We start from the raw sequence: 14,855 nt of genomic DNA, 5'->3' as shown, positions 1-14,855 counted from the left end.
CCCATGATAGGGCAACAATAGGGTTGAGGAATCCTTTCGCGGCAACCGTGCGATGAATCGCCTGTGTCACAGGATGAGACGAGCGTTCGGCGGGAACCGGTCAGGCCGTTGATTTCACGGCACCAAAATGGTGTCGAGCGCTTCCGGCAGCATCTCGGGATAATCGAGCGTGTAATGCAGCCCGCGCGATTCCTTGCGGTGCAGTGCCGAACGCACGATCAGCTCGGCCGTCTGCAGCAGGTTGCGCAGCTCGATCAGGTCGGGCGTGACGCGGAAGTGGCCGTAATAATCGTTGACCTCGTCGGTCAGCATGCGGATGCGGTGCTGCGCCCGCTCCAGCCGCTTGGTGGTGCGCACGATGCCGACATAATTCCACATGAAGCGGCGAATTTCGGTCCAGTTCTGCTTGATGACGACTTCCTCGTCCGAATCCTCGACGCGGCTTTCGTCCCATGGGCGGATCGCCGGCGGCGGGGGCAGATCGTCCCAATGCTCGCTGATATGCTGCGCGCAGGCTTCGCCGAACACGAAACATTCGAGCAGGCTGTTCGAGGCAAGGCGGTTGGCCCCGTGCAGCCCGCTCTCGCTGCATTCGCCTGCGGCATAGAGGCCGGGCAGGTCGGTGCGGCCGTCGAGATCGATCACGATGCCGCCACAGGTATAATGCTGCGCGGGCACCACCGGAATCGGGTCGCGCGTCATGTCGATGCCCAGGCCGAGCAGCTTTTCCTGGATGTTGGGGAAATGCTCGTGGATGAAGTCCGGCCCCATATGGCTGATGTCGAGATGGACGTAATCGAGCCCCAGCCGCTTGATCTCATGGTCGATCGCGCGTGCAACGATGTCGCGCGGGGCGAGCTCGGCGCGCGGGTCGAAATCGGGCATGAAGCGATAGCCATTGTCGGGCAGCAGCAATTGCCCGCCCTCGCCGCGCACCGCCTCGGTAATCAGGAAATTCTTGACGTCGAGATTGTAGAGGCAGGTCGGGTGGAACTGCATCATCTCCATGTTGGAAACACGACACCCCGCGCGCCACGCCATGGCGATGCCGTCTCCGGTCGCGCCACGCGGCGCCGTCGAAAACAGATAGGTGCGCCCCGCGCCGCCTGTTGCAAGTATCGTTGCGCGCGCGGTGTACAGTTCGACCCGACCGGTCGCGCGGTTGACGGCATAGACGCCCCACACATGGCCCGCGCCCGAATAGCGCTCCTCATGCCGACTGGTGGCAAGGTCGATCGCGACCATGTCGGGGACGAGCGTGATATTGGGATGGTCGGTCGCGGCGCGTTGCAGCGCCTCCTGCACCGCCCAGCCGGTCGCGTCGGCAACATGGACGATGCGGCGGTGCGAATGGCCGCCCTCGCGCGTCAAATGCAGCGCGCCGCCATTTTCTTCGCTTTCGGTGGCAAAGGGGACGCCCAGTTCGCGTAGCCGCGCGATCGCGGCGGGCGCGCGTTCGACCACCATTTCGACGGTCGCACGGTTGTTCAGCCCCGCGCCCGCGATCATCGTATCTTCGATATGGCTTTCGAAGGTGTCGCCTTCCTCGAGCACAGCGGCGATGCCGCCTTGTGCCCAGGCGGTCGAGCCCTCGTCGAGCCGCCCTTTGGCGAGCACGGTGACCTTGAAACGATCGGCGAGGTTGAGCGCGGCGGTGAGCCCGGCGGCACCCGAGCCGATGATGAGCACGTCCGAAGTGTTGGTCTGGGGCAAAAGCGAATCCGTTCGTGTCGAGCGCAGTCGAGACACCTGTCGCGGCGGCCCGCAGGGTTCTCGACTACGCTCGAACCGAACGGGAAGACAAGCGGATTAGGCGGCGTTCGATGCCCGGGTGAGGTTTAGGAACACGTCCTCCAGATCGGCTTCGCGCGTCGAGACGTCGACGATGCCGTAACCATCGGCCTGCACCGCGGCGAGCACCTGGCCGGCATTCACCTGATCCTTGGCATAAGTGATGGCGAGCGTGCGCGTGCCTTTGAGCGCGATCTTCTGGAAACACGCCGCCGTTGGCAGCGCGGCCACATCGCGGTCGACGGTCACCTCGACCAGTTTCTCGGTCGCCTTGGCGAGCAGTTCGCGCGTCGGTTCGTTGGCGATCACCTTGCCATGGTTGATGATCGCGATGCGGTCGCACAATTGTTCGGCTTCCTCGAGATAATGCGTCGTCAGCACCACTGTGATTCCCGCATCGTTGAGCGAGCGGACATAGGCCCAAAGCTGCTGGCGCAATTCGATGTCGACGCCCGCCGTGGGCTCGTCCAGCACCAGCACGGGCGGAGAATGCACCATGGCCTTGGCGACCATCAATCGGCGCTTCATCCCGCCCGACAGCGTGCGGGCATAGGCATTGGCCTTGTCCTCCAGATGCACCGCGCGCAGCAATTCCATCGAACGCCGCTTGGCCTTGGGCACGCCGTACAGCCCGGCCTGAATCTCCAGCGTCTCGAAGGGGGAGAAGAACGGGTCGAACAGGATTTCCTGATTGACGATGCCGATCGAAACCTTGGCGTTGCGCGGGTGCTGATCGATGTCGAAGCCCCAGATCGACGCGCTGCCGCTGGTTTTGTTGACCAGCCCCGCCAGGATGTTGATCAGCGTCGATTTGCCCGCGCCATTGGGGCCGAGCAGGCCGAAAATCTGCCCGCGCGGCACATCGAAGCTGACGCCGTCGAGCGCGCGCTTGCCGCCTTTGTACGTCTTACACAGGTTCGCGATGGAGATAGCGGCCTCGGTCATGGCTGCTGCCCTACGCGCGCGGCGCGGCAAGCTCAATCCTCCCGATCCTCTGCCGGGGAGGATTGTTCGCGCGCGACTCCGCTGCTAAACGCCCCCGCATGATCGCACCGCCCGAAATCGTCCGTGTCACCCACACCCGCAATCATTGCGATGGCGCGTCGGATATTCCCGGCGGTGCCAGCCTCGGCCATCCGCGCGTGTTCCTCGAGATTGACGAGAGCGGCTATGTCGATTGCGGCTATTGCGACCGGCGTTTCGTGCTGATCGGCGGCCCCGCCGATGGGGTCGATCCGGCAACCTTGCGCGACCATGGGGATGGCGCGGGGCGTTGAAAGCGCGTTGGCTGCTGACGCCGCTCGCGCTCATCGCGGCAGCGCCTGAAAGGACCTTGATGCAGCACGCGACCGGCACATTCGAGGTCAAGATGACGCCCGAGGCGCAAGGCGATGCGCCGAGCGGCGGTTTGCCGACCAGCCGGATGGGGATCGCCAAGACCTTCATCGGCGGCATGACCGGCAGCGCGACCGGAACGATGCTGGCAGCGGGTACGCCCCGGCCGGGGCACCCGGCGGGCTATGTCGCGATCGATCAGTTCAATGGGAGCGTCGATGGCAAGGCGGGAAGCTTCCTGCTGCTCCACCGCGGCACGATCGACAAGGCCGGCGGTGCCGATCTATCGGTGATCATCGCGCCCGACAGCGGCACCGGTGCGCTGGACGGGATTAGCGGCAGCTTCGCGATCACGATCGAGGGCGGCGTGCACCGTTACGACCTGGCCTATACGCTGCCGACCAAATAGTCGTCGGTCACCCCGGCACGCGGCCGGGGTGACGGCGAACGGGTGCCCATAACACCGCACTCACTACTTCTGTGCCATTTACGAAGGCAGAGCGCCTCCCTATCTCTGCTGGATGACCAGCCCCACAGACCCCCGCGCCTTCCTGTACCACGATGGCCAGCTTGATCCGTCCGAGGCGCAGGCGCTGACCGCAGCCGCGCTCGGCAAGGCCGATGATGGCGAGCTGTACCTGCAATATCGCAAGTCCGAAGCGTTCGGCTTCGATGACGGGCGACTGAAGACGGCGAGTTACGACACGCACTCGGGCTTTGGCCTGCGCGCGGTGTCGGGGGAGATGACCGCCTTTGCCCATGCCAATGAGTTGAGCGCCGCCGCGATCCGCCGCGCGAGCGAGACGATGGCGCTGATCGATCCATCCTCCGCGCCCAAAGCGGGGCCGCCGCGCAGCACCAACCGCCACCTTTATACCGCTGCCGATCCGCTCGACCTTATCCCTTTCGCCGACAAGGTGACTCTGTGCCAGACGATCGATGCCGCCGCGCGCGCGCGTGACCCGCGGGTGGCGCAAGTGTCGGTGTCGCTGATGGGCAATTGGAACGTGGTCGAAATCGTCCGCGCCGATGGCTTCGTTGCCACCGACGTGCGCCCGCTGGTGCGTTTGAACGTGTCGATCGTGGTCGAACAGAATGGCCGTCGCGAAACCGGCAATTTCGGCATGGGCGGCCGCTATCTTTATACCGAGCTGATGGAACCCGCGACGTGGAACCGCGCGATCGACCAGGCGCTGTCGCAGGCGCTGGTCAATCTCGATGCGGTCGCGGCCCCGGCGGGCGAGATGACCGTGCTGCTCGGGCCGGGCTGGCCCGGCATCCTGCTGCACGAAGCGATCGGCCACGGGCTGGAGGGCGATTTCAATCGCAAGGGCACCAGCGCCTTTTCCGGCCGCATCGGCGAGCGCGTCGCGGCCCCGGGCGTGACGGTGGTCGACGACGGATCGATCGCCGACCGGCGCGGTTCGCTGTCGATCGACGATGAAGGCACGCCGACGCAGGAAAATGTGCTGATCGAGGACGGTATCCTCAAGGGCTATATCCAGGACCGCCTCAATGCGCGGCTGATGGGCGTGGCCCCGACCGGCAATGGCCGCCGCGAAAGCTTCGCCCACGCACCGATGCCGCGCATGACCAACACCTTTATGCGCGGCGGCAGCGACGATCCGGCCGAGTTGCTCAGCCGCATGAAGACCGGCATCTTCGCTAAGAGCTTTGGCGGCGGGCAAGTCGATATCGTGTCGGGCAAGTTCGTGTTCAGTTGCACCGAGGCGTATCTGGTCGAGAACGGCAAGCTCGGTGCGCCGATCAAGGGCGCAACGCTGATTGGCGATGGCCCGTCCTGTCTGACGCGCGTCGAAGGGATCGGCAACGATTTCGCGCTCGACGAGGGCGTCGGCATGTGCGGCAAGGGCGGGCAGAGCGTGCCGGCTGGTGTCGGGCAGCCAACGCTGCTGGTCGGCAGGCTGACGGTCGGCGGGACGGCGGTCTAAGCCTGCAGATCGCCAACGGGGTGCGTTTATGCTAAGCGTTCGCCATGGAATTCTTTCGCGCCCTTGACGACAAGCATCGCGCCTTCATTGCGCGGCAACCGATGTTTTTCGTGGCGACGGCGGCGGAGGGCGCGCGCATCAACCTCAGCCCCAAGGGGATGGACAGTTTTCGCGTGCTCGGCCCCAACCGCGTCGCCTATCTCGATCTTGGCGGATCGGGCAATGAGACGCAGGCGCATCTCGCCGCCGATGGGCGCATCACAATCATGTTCTGCGCGTTCGATAATCCGGCGCTCATTCTGCGGCTATATGGGACGGGGCGTTTCGTGATTGCGGGGGAGCCGGGCTTTGACGACCTCGCCCAGCATTTCCCGCGCCTGCCCGGTGCGCGGCAGATTTTCGACATCACGGTCGACAGCCTGCAGACCAGCTGCGGATGGGGCGTGCCGCACATGACGCTCGATCGCCCGCGCGATACGTTGGTCAAATATCACGCCCAGCAGGAACCGGCGGCGCGCCTCGCCAAGATCGCGGATCGCACGACCAGCATCGATGGCTTGCCCGTGCGGGTGCAGGCGGTGTTGCCGAGCGTCGACGCGCCGTCCGCGTGACGGCCCGATGAGTCTGGTGGAACTCGGCCGTTTTGCGCGCAACGAAGCGCATATCGTGATCGGGCGGCTTGAATCGGAGGGGATCCCCGCCCTCGCGCTCGACGGCAACGCCAGCATTGCCGATGGCAGCCAGTTCTTCATCCCGGTGCGGGTGATGGTCGATGCGGACGATATCGCGGCGGCGCGCCACATCATTGCGGCACTGCCCGATTCTTAGGCAAACCTTCGCAACTGCACAAAAATTTACCGCTCCGTAATCTTTCATGACGCATTTGTACGCAGAAACGCGTCTTTCCAACTCTGGCACGCTCATTGCGTAAGAGCTCTTGGGGTCCATAACCAGGGGCGGTTGTCGCATGAAGCTCGTCATAGCCATCATCAAACCCTTCAAGCTTGATGAGGTGCGCGAAGCGCTCACCGAAATCGGCGTCGCGGGGATGACCGTTACCGAGGTCAAGGGATTCGGCCGACAGAAGGGGCAGACCGAAATCTATCGCGGCGCGGAATACAGCACCAACATGGTGCCCAAGATCAAGATCGAGATCGTCTGCGGCGCGGATCTTGCCGACAAGGTCGTCGAGGCGATCCAAGCGTCGGCCAATACTGGCGCGATCGGCGACGGCAAGATTTTCGTGCTCGATGTCGGTCAGGCGGTCCGCATCCGCACCGGCGAAACCGATGAGACCGCGCTGTGAGCGGGGCTGTTAAGGGGGTAAAGATGAAAGCATCGACCAAATTGGGGTTGGCGGCGCTCGCGGGGGCTGCCGTCTTCGCCGCGCTCCCGGCCTGGGCGCAGACCACGGCGGCAGCGGCCGTCTCGCCGATTCCAAAGGCGACCGTCGACAAGGGCGATACCGCCTGGTTGCTGGTTTCCTCGCTCTTGGTGCTGATGATGTCGGTGCCGGGGCTCGCTTTGTTTTATGGCGGCCTTGTCCGCACCAAGAATATGCTGAGCGTGCTGACGCAGGTGCTGATGATCGTGTGCATGGTCGCGGTGATCTGGGTCACTTATGGCTATTCGGTCACCTTCACTGGCGGCAGCGCCTATTTTGGTGGCTTCTCCAAGGCGTTCCTGATGGGCGTCGATGCGAACAGCCAGGCGGCGACCTTCTCCAACGGTGTCTATGTTCCTGAATATGCCTATATCTGCTTCCAGATGACCTTTGCCTGCATCACGCCGGCGCTGTTCATCGGCAGCGTGGCGGAGCGGGTGAAATTCTCGCCGCTGATGCTGTTCACCGCTTTGTGGGTGACGTTGGTCTATTTCCCGATCGCGCACATGGTGTGGTATTGGGGCGGTCCGGACGCGATCGCTTCGGCGGCGCTCAAGGGCGCAGCCGCACTGACCGCGCAGAATGCCGATGCGGGCAAGCTGTTCCAATGGGGCGCACTCGATTTCGCGGGCGGCACCGTCGTCCACATCAACGCCGGTATCACGGGTCTGGTGATGTGCATCCTGCTCGGCAAGCGCCTGGGGTACCCCAAGGAGCCGATGCCGCCGCACTCGCTGACCATGACCATGATCGGCGCCAGCCTGCTGTGGGTCGGCTGGTTCGGCTTCAACGCCGGTTCCAACCTCGAAGCCAATGGCGTGACCTCGGTCGCCTTCATCAACACCTTCGTCGCCACCGCTGCCGCTGGCCTGTCGTGGTTGCTGGTCGAACAGATCGTGCGCGGCAAGCCGTCGCTGCTCGGGGCCGCATCGGGCGTCGTCGCGGGCTTGGTCGCGGTCACCCCGGCTTCGGGCTATGCCGGGCCGATGGGTTCGGTGGTGCTCGGCCTGATCGTCTCGCCGCTCTGCTTCTTCTTCGTCGCCAAGGTGAAGGCGTGGTTCAAATATGACGACTCGCTCGACGTGTTCGGCGTGCACTGTGTCGGCGGTATCACCGGCGCGATCGCGACCGGGATCCTGGTCGCGCCCAAACTCGGTGGTCAGGGCCTGGCCGATTATTCGACCAAGCCCGGCACGATGGTCGCGGGCACCTATGACATGCTGAGCCAGGTCATCATCCAGTGCTCGGCGGTTGGCCTGACGCTGGTCTGGTCGGGGGTCGGTGCAGCGGTGCTGTTCGTCCTGATCGACAAGACCTGGGGCATGCGTGTCAGCGCCGATGTCGAGCAGGAAGGCCTCGACATCGCCGAGCATGGCGAGCGCGCTTACCATTATTGAAGAGATTGGCTGCCGGGTTCGGGGGAGCCCGGCGGCCAAACCATGTTCCTCCTGCGGACGACCTAAGGCCGGTGCGGCAACGCACCGGCCCTTTTTCTTTGTGAGGGCCCGGACAGGGGCGAAGGTGGCTAAGGCCGCGCGGCCAGACCGTTGACCAGCATATCGGCGATCACATCGGCAACCGCCTCGGGGGCGAGGTCGTCGGTCCACACACCGTAGCGCAGGCCCAGGAACACGTTCATCCCCATCACCGCCCAGGCATGGACTTCAGATACATCGCTGCGGATTTCGCCGCGCGCCGCGCCCGCCTTCAGGCGCACCGCGATCCGCTCGGCGGTGGTCGCATAATGCAGGTGAAAGGATTCGGGATCGACGAATTCGGCTTCGTCGATGATGCGGTAGATTTCCTTGTGCCCGCGCACAAAGGCGATGAATTCGAGCAGCCCGGCGCGTTCCGCCGCGATCTGGTCTGGGGCGGCGCGAATCGCCGGGGCGACACGCTCGCGGACCTGATCCGACATGTCGCGCACCAGCGCGCGGAACACCGCGTCCTTCGAATCGAAATAGGTGTAGAAGCTGCCCAGCGCGACGCCGGCGCGGCGGGTGATGCCGCTGACCGAGGCTTCGTGGAACCCGCGCTCGCCAAATTCGATCGCCGCGGCGTCCAGAATGGCGCGCAACGTCTTGCGGCCGCGCTCGGTCCGTGGGGCTTTGCCCGCGCTTGCCGAATCGTCGAGACGCACAGCGTCGCCGCCCGCAGCCGGAGCGCCCGATTGCGCCGGGTCGGCTGTTGCCACCACGCCACGTTTGGCCGCCATCCGATCGTCCTCCCCAATTCCCAAGTTGAAACCTGGTTCATGTTTCAGTAAAGCGAGAATCACAGGCGCACAACCCGGATGCATATCGGGCCATGTGGATGCGCCGCAGGAGGGGAAAACCGATGACACGCCTGAATTCCGTGCGCTTGTTGCTCAGCGCCAGCGTCGCGCTCGCTGCCATTGCCGCCGTGCCTGCCATGGCCCAGACCGCCCCCACACCGACGACAGCAGAACCGGAAGCGGTGGCGGAGAGCAGCGACATCGTCGTGACCGCGCGTCGCCGTGCGGAGACCTTGCTCAACGTGCCGATCGCGGTGACCGCTTTCAGCGCGGATCGGCTCGAGAAGACCGGCGTGGTCGATTTGGCCGACATCCAGAACGTCACCCCCAACACCACGCTGAAGGATGCGCGCGGGACCAATTCCACGCTCGCTGCCTTCATTCGCGGCGTCGGCCAGCAGGATCCGGTGCCCGGGTTCGAGGCGGGGATCGGCATCTATCTCGACGATGTCTATCTCAACCGGCCGCAGGCGGCGGTGCTGGATGTGTACGAAGTCGATCGCATCGAAGTGCTGCGCGGGCCGCAGGGCACGCTCTACGGTCGCAACACCATTGGCGGCGCGGTCAAATATGTGACCAAGCGCCTGGCCGACGTACCCGAGGCGAGCTTCAAGGCGAGCTATGGCTCGTTCAATCAGGCGGACGGGATCATCAGTCTGTCGACGCCGGTCGGGCCGCTGTTCAAGATCGGCCTATCGGGCGCGCGGCTGACGCGCGACGGCTTCGGGCGCAACACCAATCTCAACATCGACAATTATAACAAGGACGTCTGGGCCGGGCGCGGCACGATCGAGTTCGCCTCGCCCGACGGGCGGATGTCGCTGCGGCTGACCGGCGATTACACCGAGGACAAATCGAACGCGCGCAACGGTTCGCGGTTGATCACCAGCTTGGCCAGCGCGACGCCGGTTCAATCCAATCCGTTTGATACGCGCGCCGGGCTCAACAGCCCGCGCCAGAACATCCAGGCGGGCGGGCTGTCGCTGGTCGCGACCGGCGAACTGAGCGATCATCTGACGCTGAAAAGCATCAGCGCGTTCCGCAAGGACCGCTCCTTCACGCCGATCGATTTCGACGCACTGCCTGCGGTCGATGTCGATGTGCCGGCCGTTTATCGCAACGAACAGACCAGCCAGGAATTCCAGCTCGCTTATAAGAGCGACAAGCTCAACGGCCTGGTCGGCTTCTATTATCTGGGGGCCAAGGCTTCGACCGGCTTCGACGTGCTCCTGTCGACGACGCTGCCCAACTTCGACGCCTATACTGCGGGCGACGTGCGGACCGAAACCAGCTCGATCTTCGGCGATTTCACCTATGATTTCACGCCGCAATGGAGCCTGTCGCTGGGCGGGCGCTATACCTGGGACCAGCGCGAGTCCTATATCTTCAAGGCCAGCTATTTCGGCGTGACCTCGGAATTCGGCGGCAATCCGACGCTGGTCGGCGCGCCATCGACCAATTTCCGCGGCACCGCCAATTTCAAACGCTTCACCCCGCGCGCCTCGCTGAGCTTCAAGCCGACCGCCGACCATCTGTTTTATGCGTCTTATTCGGAAGGCTTTAAGGGCGGCGGGTTCGATCCGCGCGGGTCGGGCACCTCGGCCCCCGACGTCAATCAGGATGGCGTGCGCAGCTATCAGGAAATCTACAACTATCTGTTGTTCAAGCCCGAAGTGGTGAAGAGCTATGAGGTCGGCTGGAAGGGCGCGCTGTTCGACAAGCGCCTGACCTTCGCGCTCGACGGCTTCTATTCGGACTATAGCAATGTGCAGGTGCCGGGATCGGTCGGCTGCATCATCGGCGGGGTCCAGTCCTTCTGCGGCATCACCACCAACGCCGCCAAGGCGACGATCAAAGGCGTTGAGCTCGAATCGAACGCGATCCTCGCGCGGGATTTCGCGGGGGCCGGGTCGAACGTGACGCTGGCCGGGACGCTGGGCTATATCAGCGCCAAATATAAGACCTTTATCGGCCCGACCGGAACCGATGTCGCCAATGTCCGCGTGTTCCAGAACACGCCGGACTGGACGTTGTCGGGCACGCTCGGTGCCACGCTGCCGGCCGGGCCGGGCAAGGTCAACGCCTCCACCACGGTGTCGTATCGCAGCCTGACGCACCAGTTCGAAACCGCCAGCCCGTTCCTTGACCAGCCGGGCTATGCGCTATGGGATGCGCATTTGACCTATACCTTTGGCAAGGGGCGCTATTCGATCGGCGTCCATGCCAAGAACATCACCGACAAGCACTATAAGACCTCGGGCTACCAATATATCCGCACCGATCTGGCCGGGAACCCGATCAATCTCGCCAACGTGCCGGTGCCGAACGGCCCCTATGTCCCGACGCTGGGCAAGGAAGGGATTGCAACCGCCTTTTACGGCAATCCGCGCCAGGTGTTCGGGACGATTACCGCGAAATTCTGAATCGCGGCGGTTACAAACATGCGGGCCGGGCACTCGACACAGGGTGCCCGGCCCTTTTTACGATTGAGGGCAGGCAGCATGACCACCGATACCCCCCGCCCGGCAAACCGCGCGCTCGTCCTGGCGATGCTGCTGCTGGTCTACACCTTTAATTTTCTCGACCGGCAGATTCTGAGCATCCTCGCACAGCCGGTGAAGGCGTCATTGGGGCTGACCGATACGCAGCTCGGGATGCTCGGGGGCCTGGCCTTTGCCGCGCTCTATTCGACGCTGGCGATCCCGCTCGCCTTGCTGGCGGATCGCACCAGCCGGTCCTGGGTGATTGCGCTGTCGCTCGGCGTGTGGAGCGTGTTCACGGCGCTGTGCGGTACCGCGCAGAGCTTCGGGCAGATGTTCGCCTTTCGCCTCGGTGTCGGCGTTGGCGAAGCGGGCGGGGTGGCACCCTCTTATGCGCTGATCGGCGATTATTATCCGGCCAACATGCGGGCGCGGGCGCTGTCGATCTATTCGCTCGGCATCCCGGTGGGCGCGGCGGCAGGGGCGTTGCTCGGCGGCTACATCGCGCAGACGGTCGAATGGCGCAGCGCGTTCCTCGCGGTTGGGGTGGCAGGGCTGCTGCTTGCGCCTGCGTTCAAAGCGATTGTGCGCGATCGCCCGCGCGCGGTGGCACCGGTGGATCAAGTGCCGATCACCCATGTCTTCGGCATCCTCGCCGCCAAGCCGAGCTTCTGGCTGCTCGCCTTTGGCGCGGCGGCGGGGTCGATGTGCGGTTATGGCGTCGCTTTCTGGCTGCCGAGCATGATCATGCGCAACCACGGTCTGGGCTTGAGCCAGACCGGGCAGTTCTTCGGCGCGTTGCTGCTCAGCGGCGGGGTTGCGGGCATTGCGCTGGGCGGATGGTTGGGTGACCGGCTCGGCGCGCGCGGGCGGCGCTGGTACGCGCTGTTTCCGGCGATCTGCTATGTGGTGGGGACCCCGCTGTTCATCGCCGGGGTATTGGCCGGATCGTGGCAGGCGGCATTCGCCTTGTTCCTGCTGCCACAGGCGCTGGTCTATGTCTGGCTCGGCCCGGTCTTGACCGCGGTCCAGCATCTCGTCCCCGCCCATATGCGCGCGACCGCCTCGGCCAGTTTCCTGCTGATCAACAATTTGATCGGGCTTGGGCTCGGCGCGTGGGTGATCGGCGCATTGTCGGACCATTTGACGCCGATCTATGGCAGCGATGCGCTGCGCTACGCGATTGCGACGGGCCTGTGCCTGTATCTGGTCGCGGGCGCGCTAATGGCGCTCGCCAGCCGCTTTCTCCCGCGCGACTGGGTGGAGTGATCCGTCTCCGGAAAGCAGGCTCGGCTGCCGCCTGCCTGTTTAAAAAGTGGTGCGGCCGAGAAGACTCGAACTTCCACGGGCTTTCGCCCACAACGACCTCAACGTTGCGCGTCTACCAGTTCCGCCACGGCCGCACGTAACATCACCGGGCACGCCCGGCAGCTGGTAGGCGAGCGCCCCTAGCAAAGCATCGCGGCGGGCGCAATGCCTATCGCAATCGGGATGATGCGCGTAGCAGGCGCGGATGCCCGTTGCCCAACTCCCAACCCGCTCCGACCGATGCGTTGCGGAGACGCGGCGTATTCTCACGCTGGCATGGCCGGTGATGCTGACCAGCCTCAACTGGACGATTTTGAGCGTCACCGACATTGTGGTGGTCGGTTTGACCGGCACCGACCAGGTCGCCGCGTTGGGCGCGAGTCGCGCGCTGACCTTCGTGACGATCGTCGCCGGACTGGCGTGGTTGTCGGGTACTTTGGTGTTCACCGCGCGCGCCGATGGCGCGGGCGACCTGCCGCGTACGGGCGCGACGCTGCGCGAAGGGCTGGTGCTGGCGCTGGTGCTGGGCGCGCTGGGTGCGCTCGGCTTCGGGCTGTTTGCCGAAGCGATGTTGGGCGGCATTGGCGTCGCGCCCGCTTTGGTGGGGCCGGCGGCGCGCGTCGTGCGGGTGATGGCATTATCCTATCCGTTCCAACTCACGACGATCGCGGCGAGCTTCTTTCTGGAGGCGATTTCGCGGCCACGCCGGGTGATGGTGGTCAACCTTGCGATTCTCCCGCTCAACGCGGTGCTGGCCTGGGCGTGGTCGGGCGGGCATCTCGGCTTGCCCGCTCTGGGGGCTGTCGGGGCGGCTTCGGCTACCGCAAGCGCCTCGCTGATCGGCGCGGTGGCGATGCTGGCGGCGGTGTGGACGACGGACACCGCGCGGGCGCGCGGGGTGCGCGATCTTTCACGGCGGGCCTGGGGTGCTGCGGTGCCAGGTGCCATGCGGCTGGCGCGCTTCGGGATCGTGCCCGCAATCGCGTCGGGTCTGGAACTGGCGGGCTTTTCGATTCTGATCGCGCTGTCGACCGATTTCGGCCCGGTGACCGCGCACGCATTCCAGATCGTCTTCTCGGTCCACAACGTTACCTTCGGGGTCGCCTTGGGGCTGGGATCGGCGGCGGGGGTGCGCGTCGGCAATGCGGTGGGCGAGGGCACCCCTGCGCTGGCAGTGCCCCGCACGCTGATCGCGGCTGCGCTGGCGGCCTTGTTCACGGGCTTGCTGGCGATCGTGGTCGTGGTCGCCCGTTGGCCGATCGTCGCGGCGTTCCCGGCGGCGGCTGGCGTGCATGCGGTGGCGCTGGCGATGCTGCCGATCTGGGCACCGTTCATTCTGTTCGACGGCGTGCAGGTGGTGTTCGTCTATGCGCTGCGGTCGCTCGGCGACCAGATTGCGGCGGGGGTGAACAGCATCATGGCGTTCTTCGTCGTCACCGGCGGGGCGGGGTGGCTGTTCGTGCAGGCGGGCGTTGGGCCGCTTGGGCTCGTCTACGCCTCCGGGCTAGGGATGGTTGCCGCCGCACTCCTGCATGGCGGCCGCTTCGCCTGGATCAGTGCGCGGCTTCGCCCGAAAAACTGAGCACCAGTTCCTGCGCGTTGACCGGCACGTTGACTTGGGCTGAGTTGAACTGGACTTGGCCCTTGGGCGGCAGCGTGGTCGCTTCCGGCCGGATGATCCAGCTGAACACGATCCGCTTCTGCGCATCGCGCAAGTCGGCGCGGATGTCGGGGATGGGCTGGCGGGTGTCGGTCGGGTTGAGCACGATGCCGCTGACCGCGAAAATCTCGTTGCCGTTAAAGGTATGCTGGTCGACCGGCTTGCTGACGATTTTCAGCGGCGTGCCGGTTGCCGGGCGAAACAACTGGCCCGCCAGCCCGGGGAGGTCGGCATAGAAAACCAGCGCCGCTGCCGCGAGCATGGCGATGCCAGCCGCGATCGCCGCCACGGTCCAGCGCCGCGCCGGGTTGCGGCGCGGGCGAAACGGCGGTTCGTGCGCGAACGCATCATAATCGTCATAGGGTGCGGTCGCCGCGCTGGCCGCCGGTGCCGAGACAGGTTCCGGCGGAGTCTCGACCGCCGCCTCCGTCCGGGCCGCGACGGGCGGCGGCGCGAGCGGGGCCGCTTCGGCCCGCGCAACCAGATCGAGCACGGGGGCACCCGCCTGGAACCAACTGTGCTTGCAGCTTGCGCACCGCACGGTCCGCCCATCCGCCCCGATGGCGGAATCCGGGACGAGGTAACGCGTGTGGCACTCGGTGCATTCGAGGATCATGATACGGCTTTGGCCCCGTTACCGCCCTGTGGCAACGTATCTGCCGAATCTAAG

14 protein-coding genes and 1 tRNA gene are annotated in these 14,855 nt (G+C 65.0%); 10 read left to right on the top strand and 5 right to left on the bottom strand.

Annotated features, from left to right (window positions below):
• Positions 1-114 precede the first annotated feature (114 nt).
• The gene (nadB, locus tag H4W01_RS18205) at positions 115-1,713 is read right to left on the bottom strand and encodes an L-aspartate oxidase (RefSeq protein ID WP_209612745.1); all 1,599 of its coding nucleotides are present in this window, start codon (positions 1,711-1,713) and stop codon (positions 115-117) included.
• Positions 1,714-1,809: 96 nt separating this feature from the next.
• Positions 1,810-2,736 (bottom strand): ABC transporter ATP-binding protein, encoded by a 927-nt coding sequence (locus H4W01_RS18200; protein WP_209612744.1) that lies wholly within the window; start codon positions 2,734-2,736, stop codon positions 1,810-1,812.
• Between the two features lie 98 nt (positions 2,737-2,834).
• On the opposite strand from H4W01_RS18200, the gene H4W01_RS18195 reads away from it, so the two are divergent.
• The 7 genes from H4W01_RS18195 (at position 2,835) to H4W01_RS18165 (ending at position 7,859) form a co-directional block, all read left to right on the top strand.
• On the top strand, positions 2,835-3,068 hold the full coding sequence (locus tag H4W01_RS18195) for a zinc-finger domain-containing protein (RefSeq protein ID WP_010405896.1): 234 nt from the start codon (positions 2,835-2,837) through the stop codon (positions 3,066-3,068).
• Positions 3,065-3,535 carry a DUF3224 domain-containing protein gene (locus tag H4W01_RS18190; protein ID WP_209612743.1) on the top strand — a complete coding sequence of 157 codons (471 nt, stop codon included), beginning with the start codon at positions 3,065-3,067 and terminating at the stop codon, positions 3,533-3,535. Before H4W01_RS18195 ends, H4W01_RS18190 begins: the two co-directional genes overlap by 4 nt.
• A 112-nt stretch (positions 3,536-3,647) precedes the next feature.
• Positions 3,648-5,078, top strand: a complete 1,431-nt coding sequence (gene tldD, locus H4W01_RS18185) for a metalloprotease TldD (RefSeq protein ID WP_209612742.1) — start codon at positions 3,648-3,650, stop codon at positions 5,076-5,078.
• Between the two features lie 44 nt (positions 5,079-5,122).
• Positions 5,123-5,689, top strand: a complete 567-nt coding sequence (locus H4W01_RS18180; protein WP_209612741.1) for a pyridoxamine 5'-phosphate oxidase family protein — start codon at positions 5,123-5,125, stop codon at positions 5,687-5,689.
• Between the two features lie 7 nt (positions 5,690-5,696).
• On the top strand, positions 5,697-5,906 hold the full coding sequence (locus H4W01_RS18175; RefSeq protein ID WP_010405891.1) for a putative signal transducing protein: 210 nt from the start codon (positions 5,697-5,699) through the stop codon (positions 5,904-5,906).
• Positions 5,907-6,045: 139 nt separating this feature from the next.
• The gene (locus H4W01_RS18170) at positions 6,046-6,384 is read left to right on the top strand and encodes a P-II family nitrogen regulator (RefSeq protein ID WP_010405890.1); all 339 of its coding nucleotides are present in this window, start codon (positions 6,046-6,048) and stop codon (positions 6,382-6,384) included.
• A gap of 23 nt (positions 6,385-6,407) precedes the next feature.
• Positions 6,408-7,859 carry an ammonium transporter gene (locus H4W01_RS18165; RefSeq protein WP_209612740.1) on the top strand — a complete coding sequence of 484 codons (1,452 nt, stop codon included), beginning with the start codon at positions 6,408-6,410 and terminating at the stop codon, positions 7,857-7,859.
• Between the two features lie 128 nt (positions 7,860-7,987).
• Here H4W01_RS18165 and H4W01_RS18160 read toward each other — a convergent pair whose 3' ends face one another.
• Entirely contained in the window at positions 7,988-8,677 is a 690-nt protein-coding gene (locus H4W01_RS18160) for a TetR/AcrR family transcriptional regulator (protein ID WP_334685338.1), read from the bottom strand.
• A gap of 122 nt (positions 8,678-8,799) precedes the next feature.
• On the opposite strand from H4W01_RS18160, the gene H4W01_RS18155 reads away from it, so the two are divergent.
• Positions 8,800-11,160 (top strand): TonB-dependent receptor, encoded by a 2,361-nt coding sequence (locus tag H4W01_RS18155; RefSeq protein ID WP_209612739.1) that lies wholly within the window; start codon positions 8,800-8,802, stop codon positions 11,158-11,160.
• Positions 11,161-11,238: 78 nt separating this feature from the next.
• The gene (locus H4W01_RS18150; RefSeq protein WP_209612738.1) at positions 11,239-12,486 is read left to right on the top strand and encodes a spinster family MFS transporter; all 1,248 of its coding nucleotides are present in this window, start codon (positions 11,239-11,241) and stop codon (positions 12,484-12,486) included.
• Between the two features lie 47 nt (positions 12,487-12,533).
• Here the strand turns inward: H4W01_RS18150 and H4W01_RS18145 are convergent.
• A tRNA-Leu gene (locus H4W01_RS18145) sits at positions 12,534-12,620 on the bottom strand.
• Between the two features lie 110 nt (positions 12,621-12,730).
• Here H4W01_RS18145 and H4W01_RS18140 point away from each other — a divergent pair.
• Positions 12,731-14,107, top strand: a complete 1,377-nt coding sequence (locus H4W01_RS18140) for an MATE family efflux transporter (protein ID WP_209612737.1) — start codon at positions 12,731-12,733, stop codon at positions 14,105-14,107.
• Here H4W01_RS18140 and H4W01_RS18135 read toward each other — a convergent pair.
• Positions 14,079-14,801 carry an MJ0042-type zinc finger domain-containing protein gene (locus H4W01_RS18135; protein WP_209612736.1) on the bottom strand — a complete coding sequence of 241 codons (723 nt, stop codon included), beginning with the start codon at positions 14,799-14,801 and terminating at the stop codon, positions 14,079-14,081. The genes H4W01_RS18140 and H4W01_RS18135 overlap by 29 nt on opposite strands.
• Between the last annotated feature and the right edge of the window lie 54 nt (positions 14,802-14,855).

The sequence above is a fragment of the Sphingomonas sp. PL20 genome (genome assembly GCF_017875905.1).
Taxonomy (GTDB): domain Bacteria; phylum Pseudomonadota; class Alphaproteobacteria; order Sphingomonadales; family Sphingomonadaceae; genus Sphingomonas; species Sphingomonas echinoides.
This window is presented reverse-complemented; position numbering and strand designations above follow the sequence as displayed.

Excerpts from the sequence above, each read along its gene's own strand:
- H4W01_RS18200 (WP_209612744.1), bottom strand. The coding sequence starts at position 2,736 with ATGACCGAGGCCGCTATCTCCATCGCGAACCTGTGTAAGACGTACAAA.
- H4W01_RS18195 (WP_010405896.1), top strand. The coding sequence starts at position 2,835 with ATGATCGCACCGCCCGAAATCGTCCGTGTCACCCACACCCGCAATCAT.
- tldD (WP_209612742.1), top strand. The coding sequence starts at position 3,648 with ATGACCAGCCCCACAGACCCCCGCGCCTTCCTGTACCACGATGGCCAG.
- H4W01_RS18180 (WP_209612741.1), top strand. The coding sequence starts at position 5,123 with ATGGAATTCTTTCGCGCCCTTGACGACAAGCATCGCGCCTTCATTGCG.
- H4W01_RS18175 (WP_010405891.1), top strand. The coding sequence starts at position 5,697 with ATGAGTCTGGTGGAACTCGGCCGTTTTGCGCGCAACGAAGCGCATATC.
- H4W01_RS18170 (WP_010405890.1), top strand. The coding sequence starts at position 6,046 with ATGAAGCTCGTCATAGCCATCATCAAACCCTTCAAGCTTGATGAGGTG.
- H4W01_RS18165 (WP_209612740.1), top strand. The coding sequence starts at position 6,408 with ATGAAAGCATCGACCAAATTGGGGTTGGCGGCGCTCGCGGGGGCTGCC.
- H4W01_RS18160 (WP_334685338.1), bottom strand. The coding sequence starts at position 8,677 with ATGGCGGCCAAACGTGGCGTGGTGGCAACAGCCGACCCGGCGCAATCG.
- H4W01_RS18155 (WP_209612739.1), top strand. The coding sequence starts at position 8,800 with ATGACACGCCTGAATTCCGTGCGCTTGTTGCTCAGCGCCAGCGTCGCG.
- H4W01_RS18150 (WP_209612738.1), top strand. The coding sequence starts at position 11,239 with ATGACCACCGATACCCCCCGCCCGGCAAACCGCGCGCTCGTCCTGGCG.
- H4W01_RS18140 (WP_209612737.1), top strand. The coding sequence starts at position 12,731 with ATGCCCGTTGCCCAACTCCCAACCCGCTCCGACCGATGCGTTGCGGAG.
- H4W01_RS18135 (WP_209612736.1), bottom strand. The coding sequence starts at position 14,801 with ATGATCCTCGAATGCACCGAGTGCCACACGCGTTACCTCGTCCCGGAT.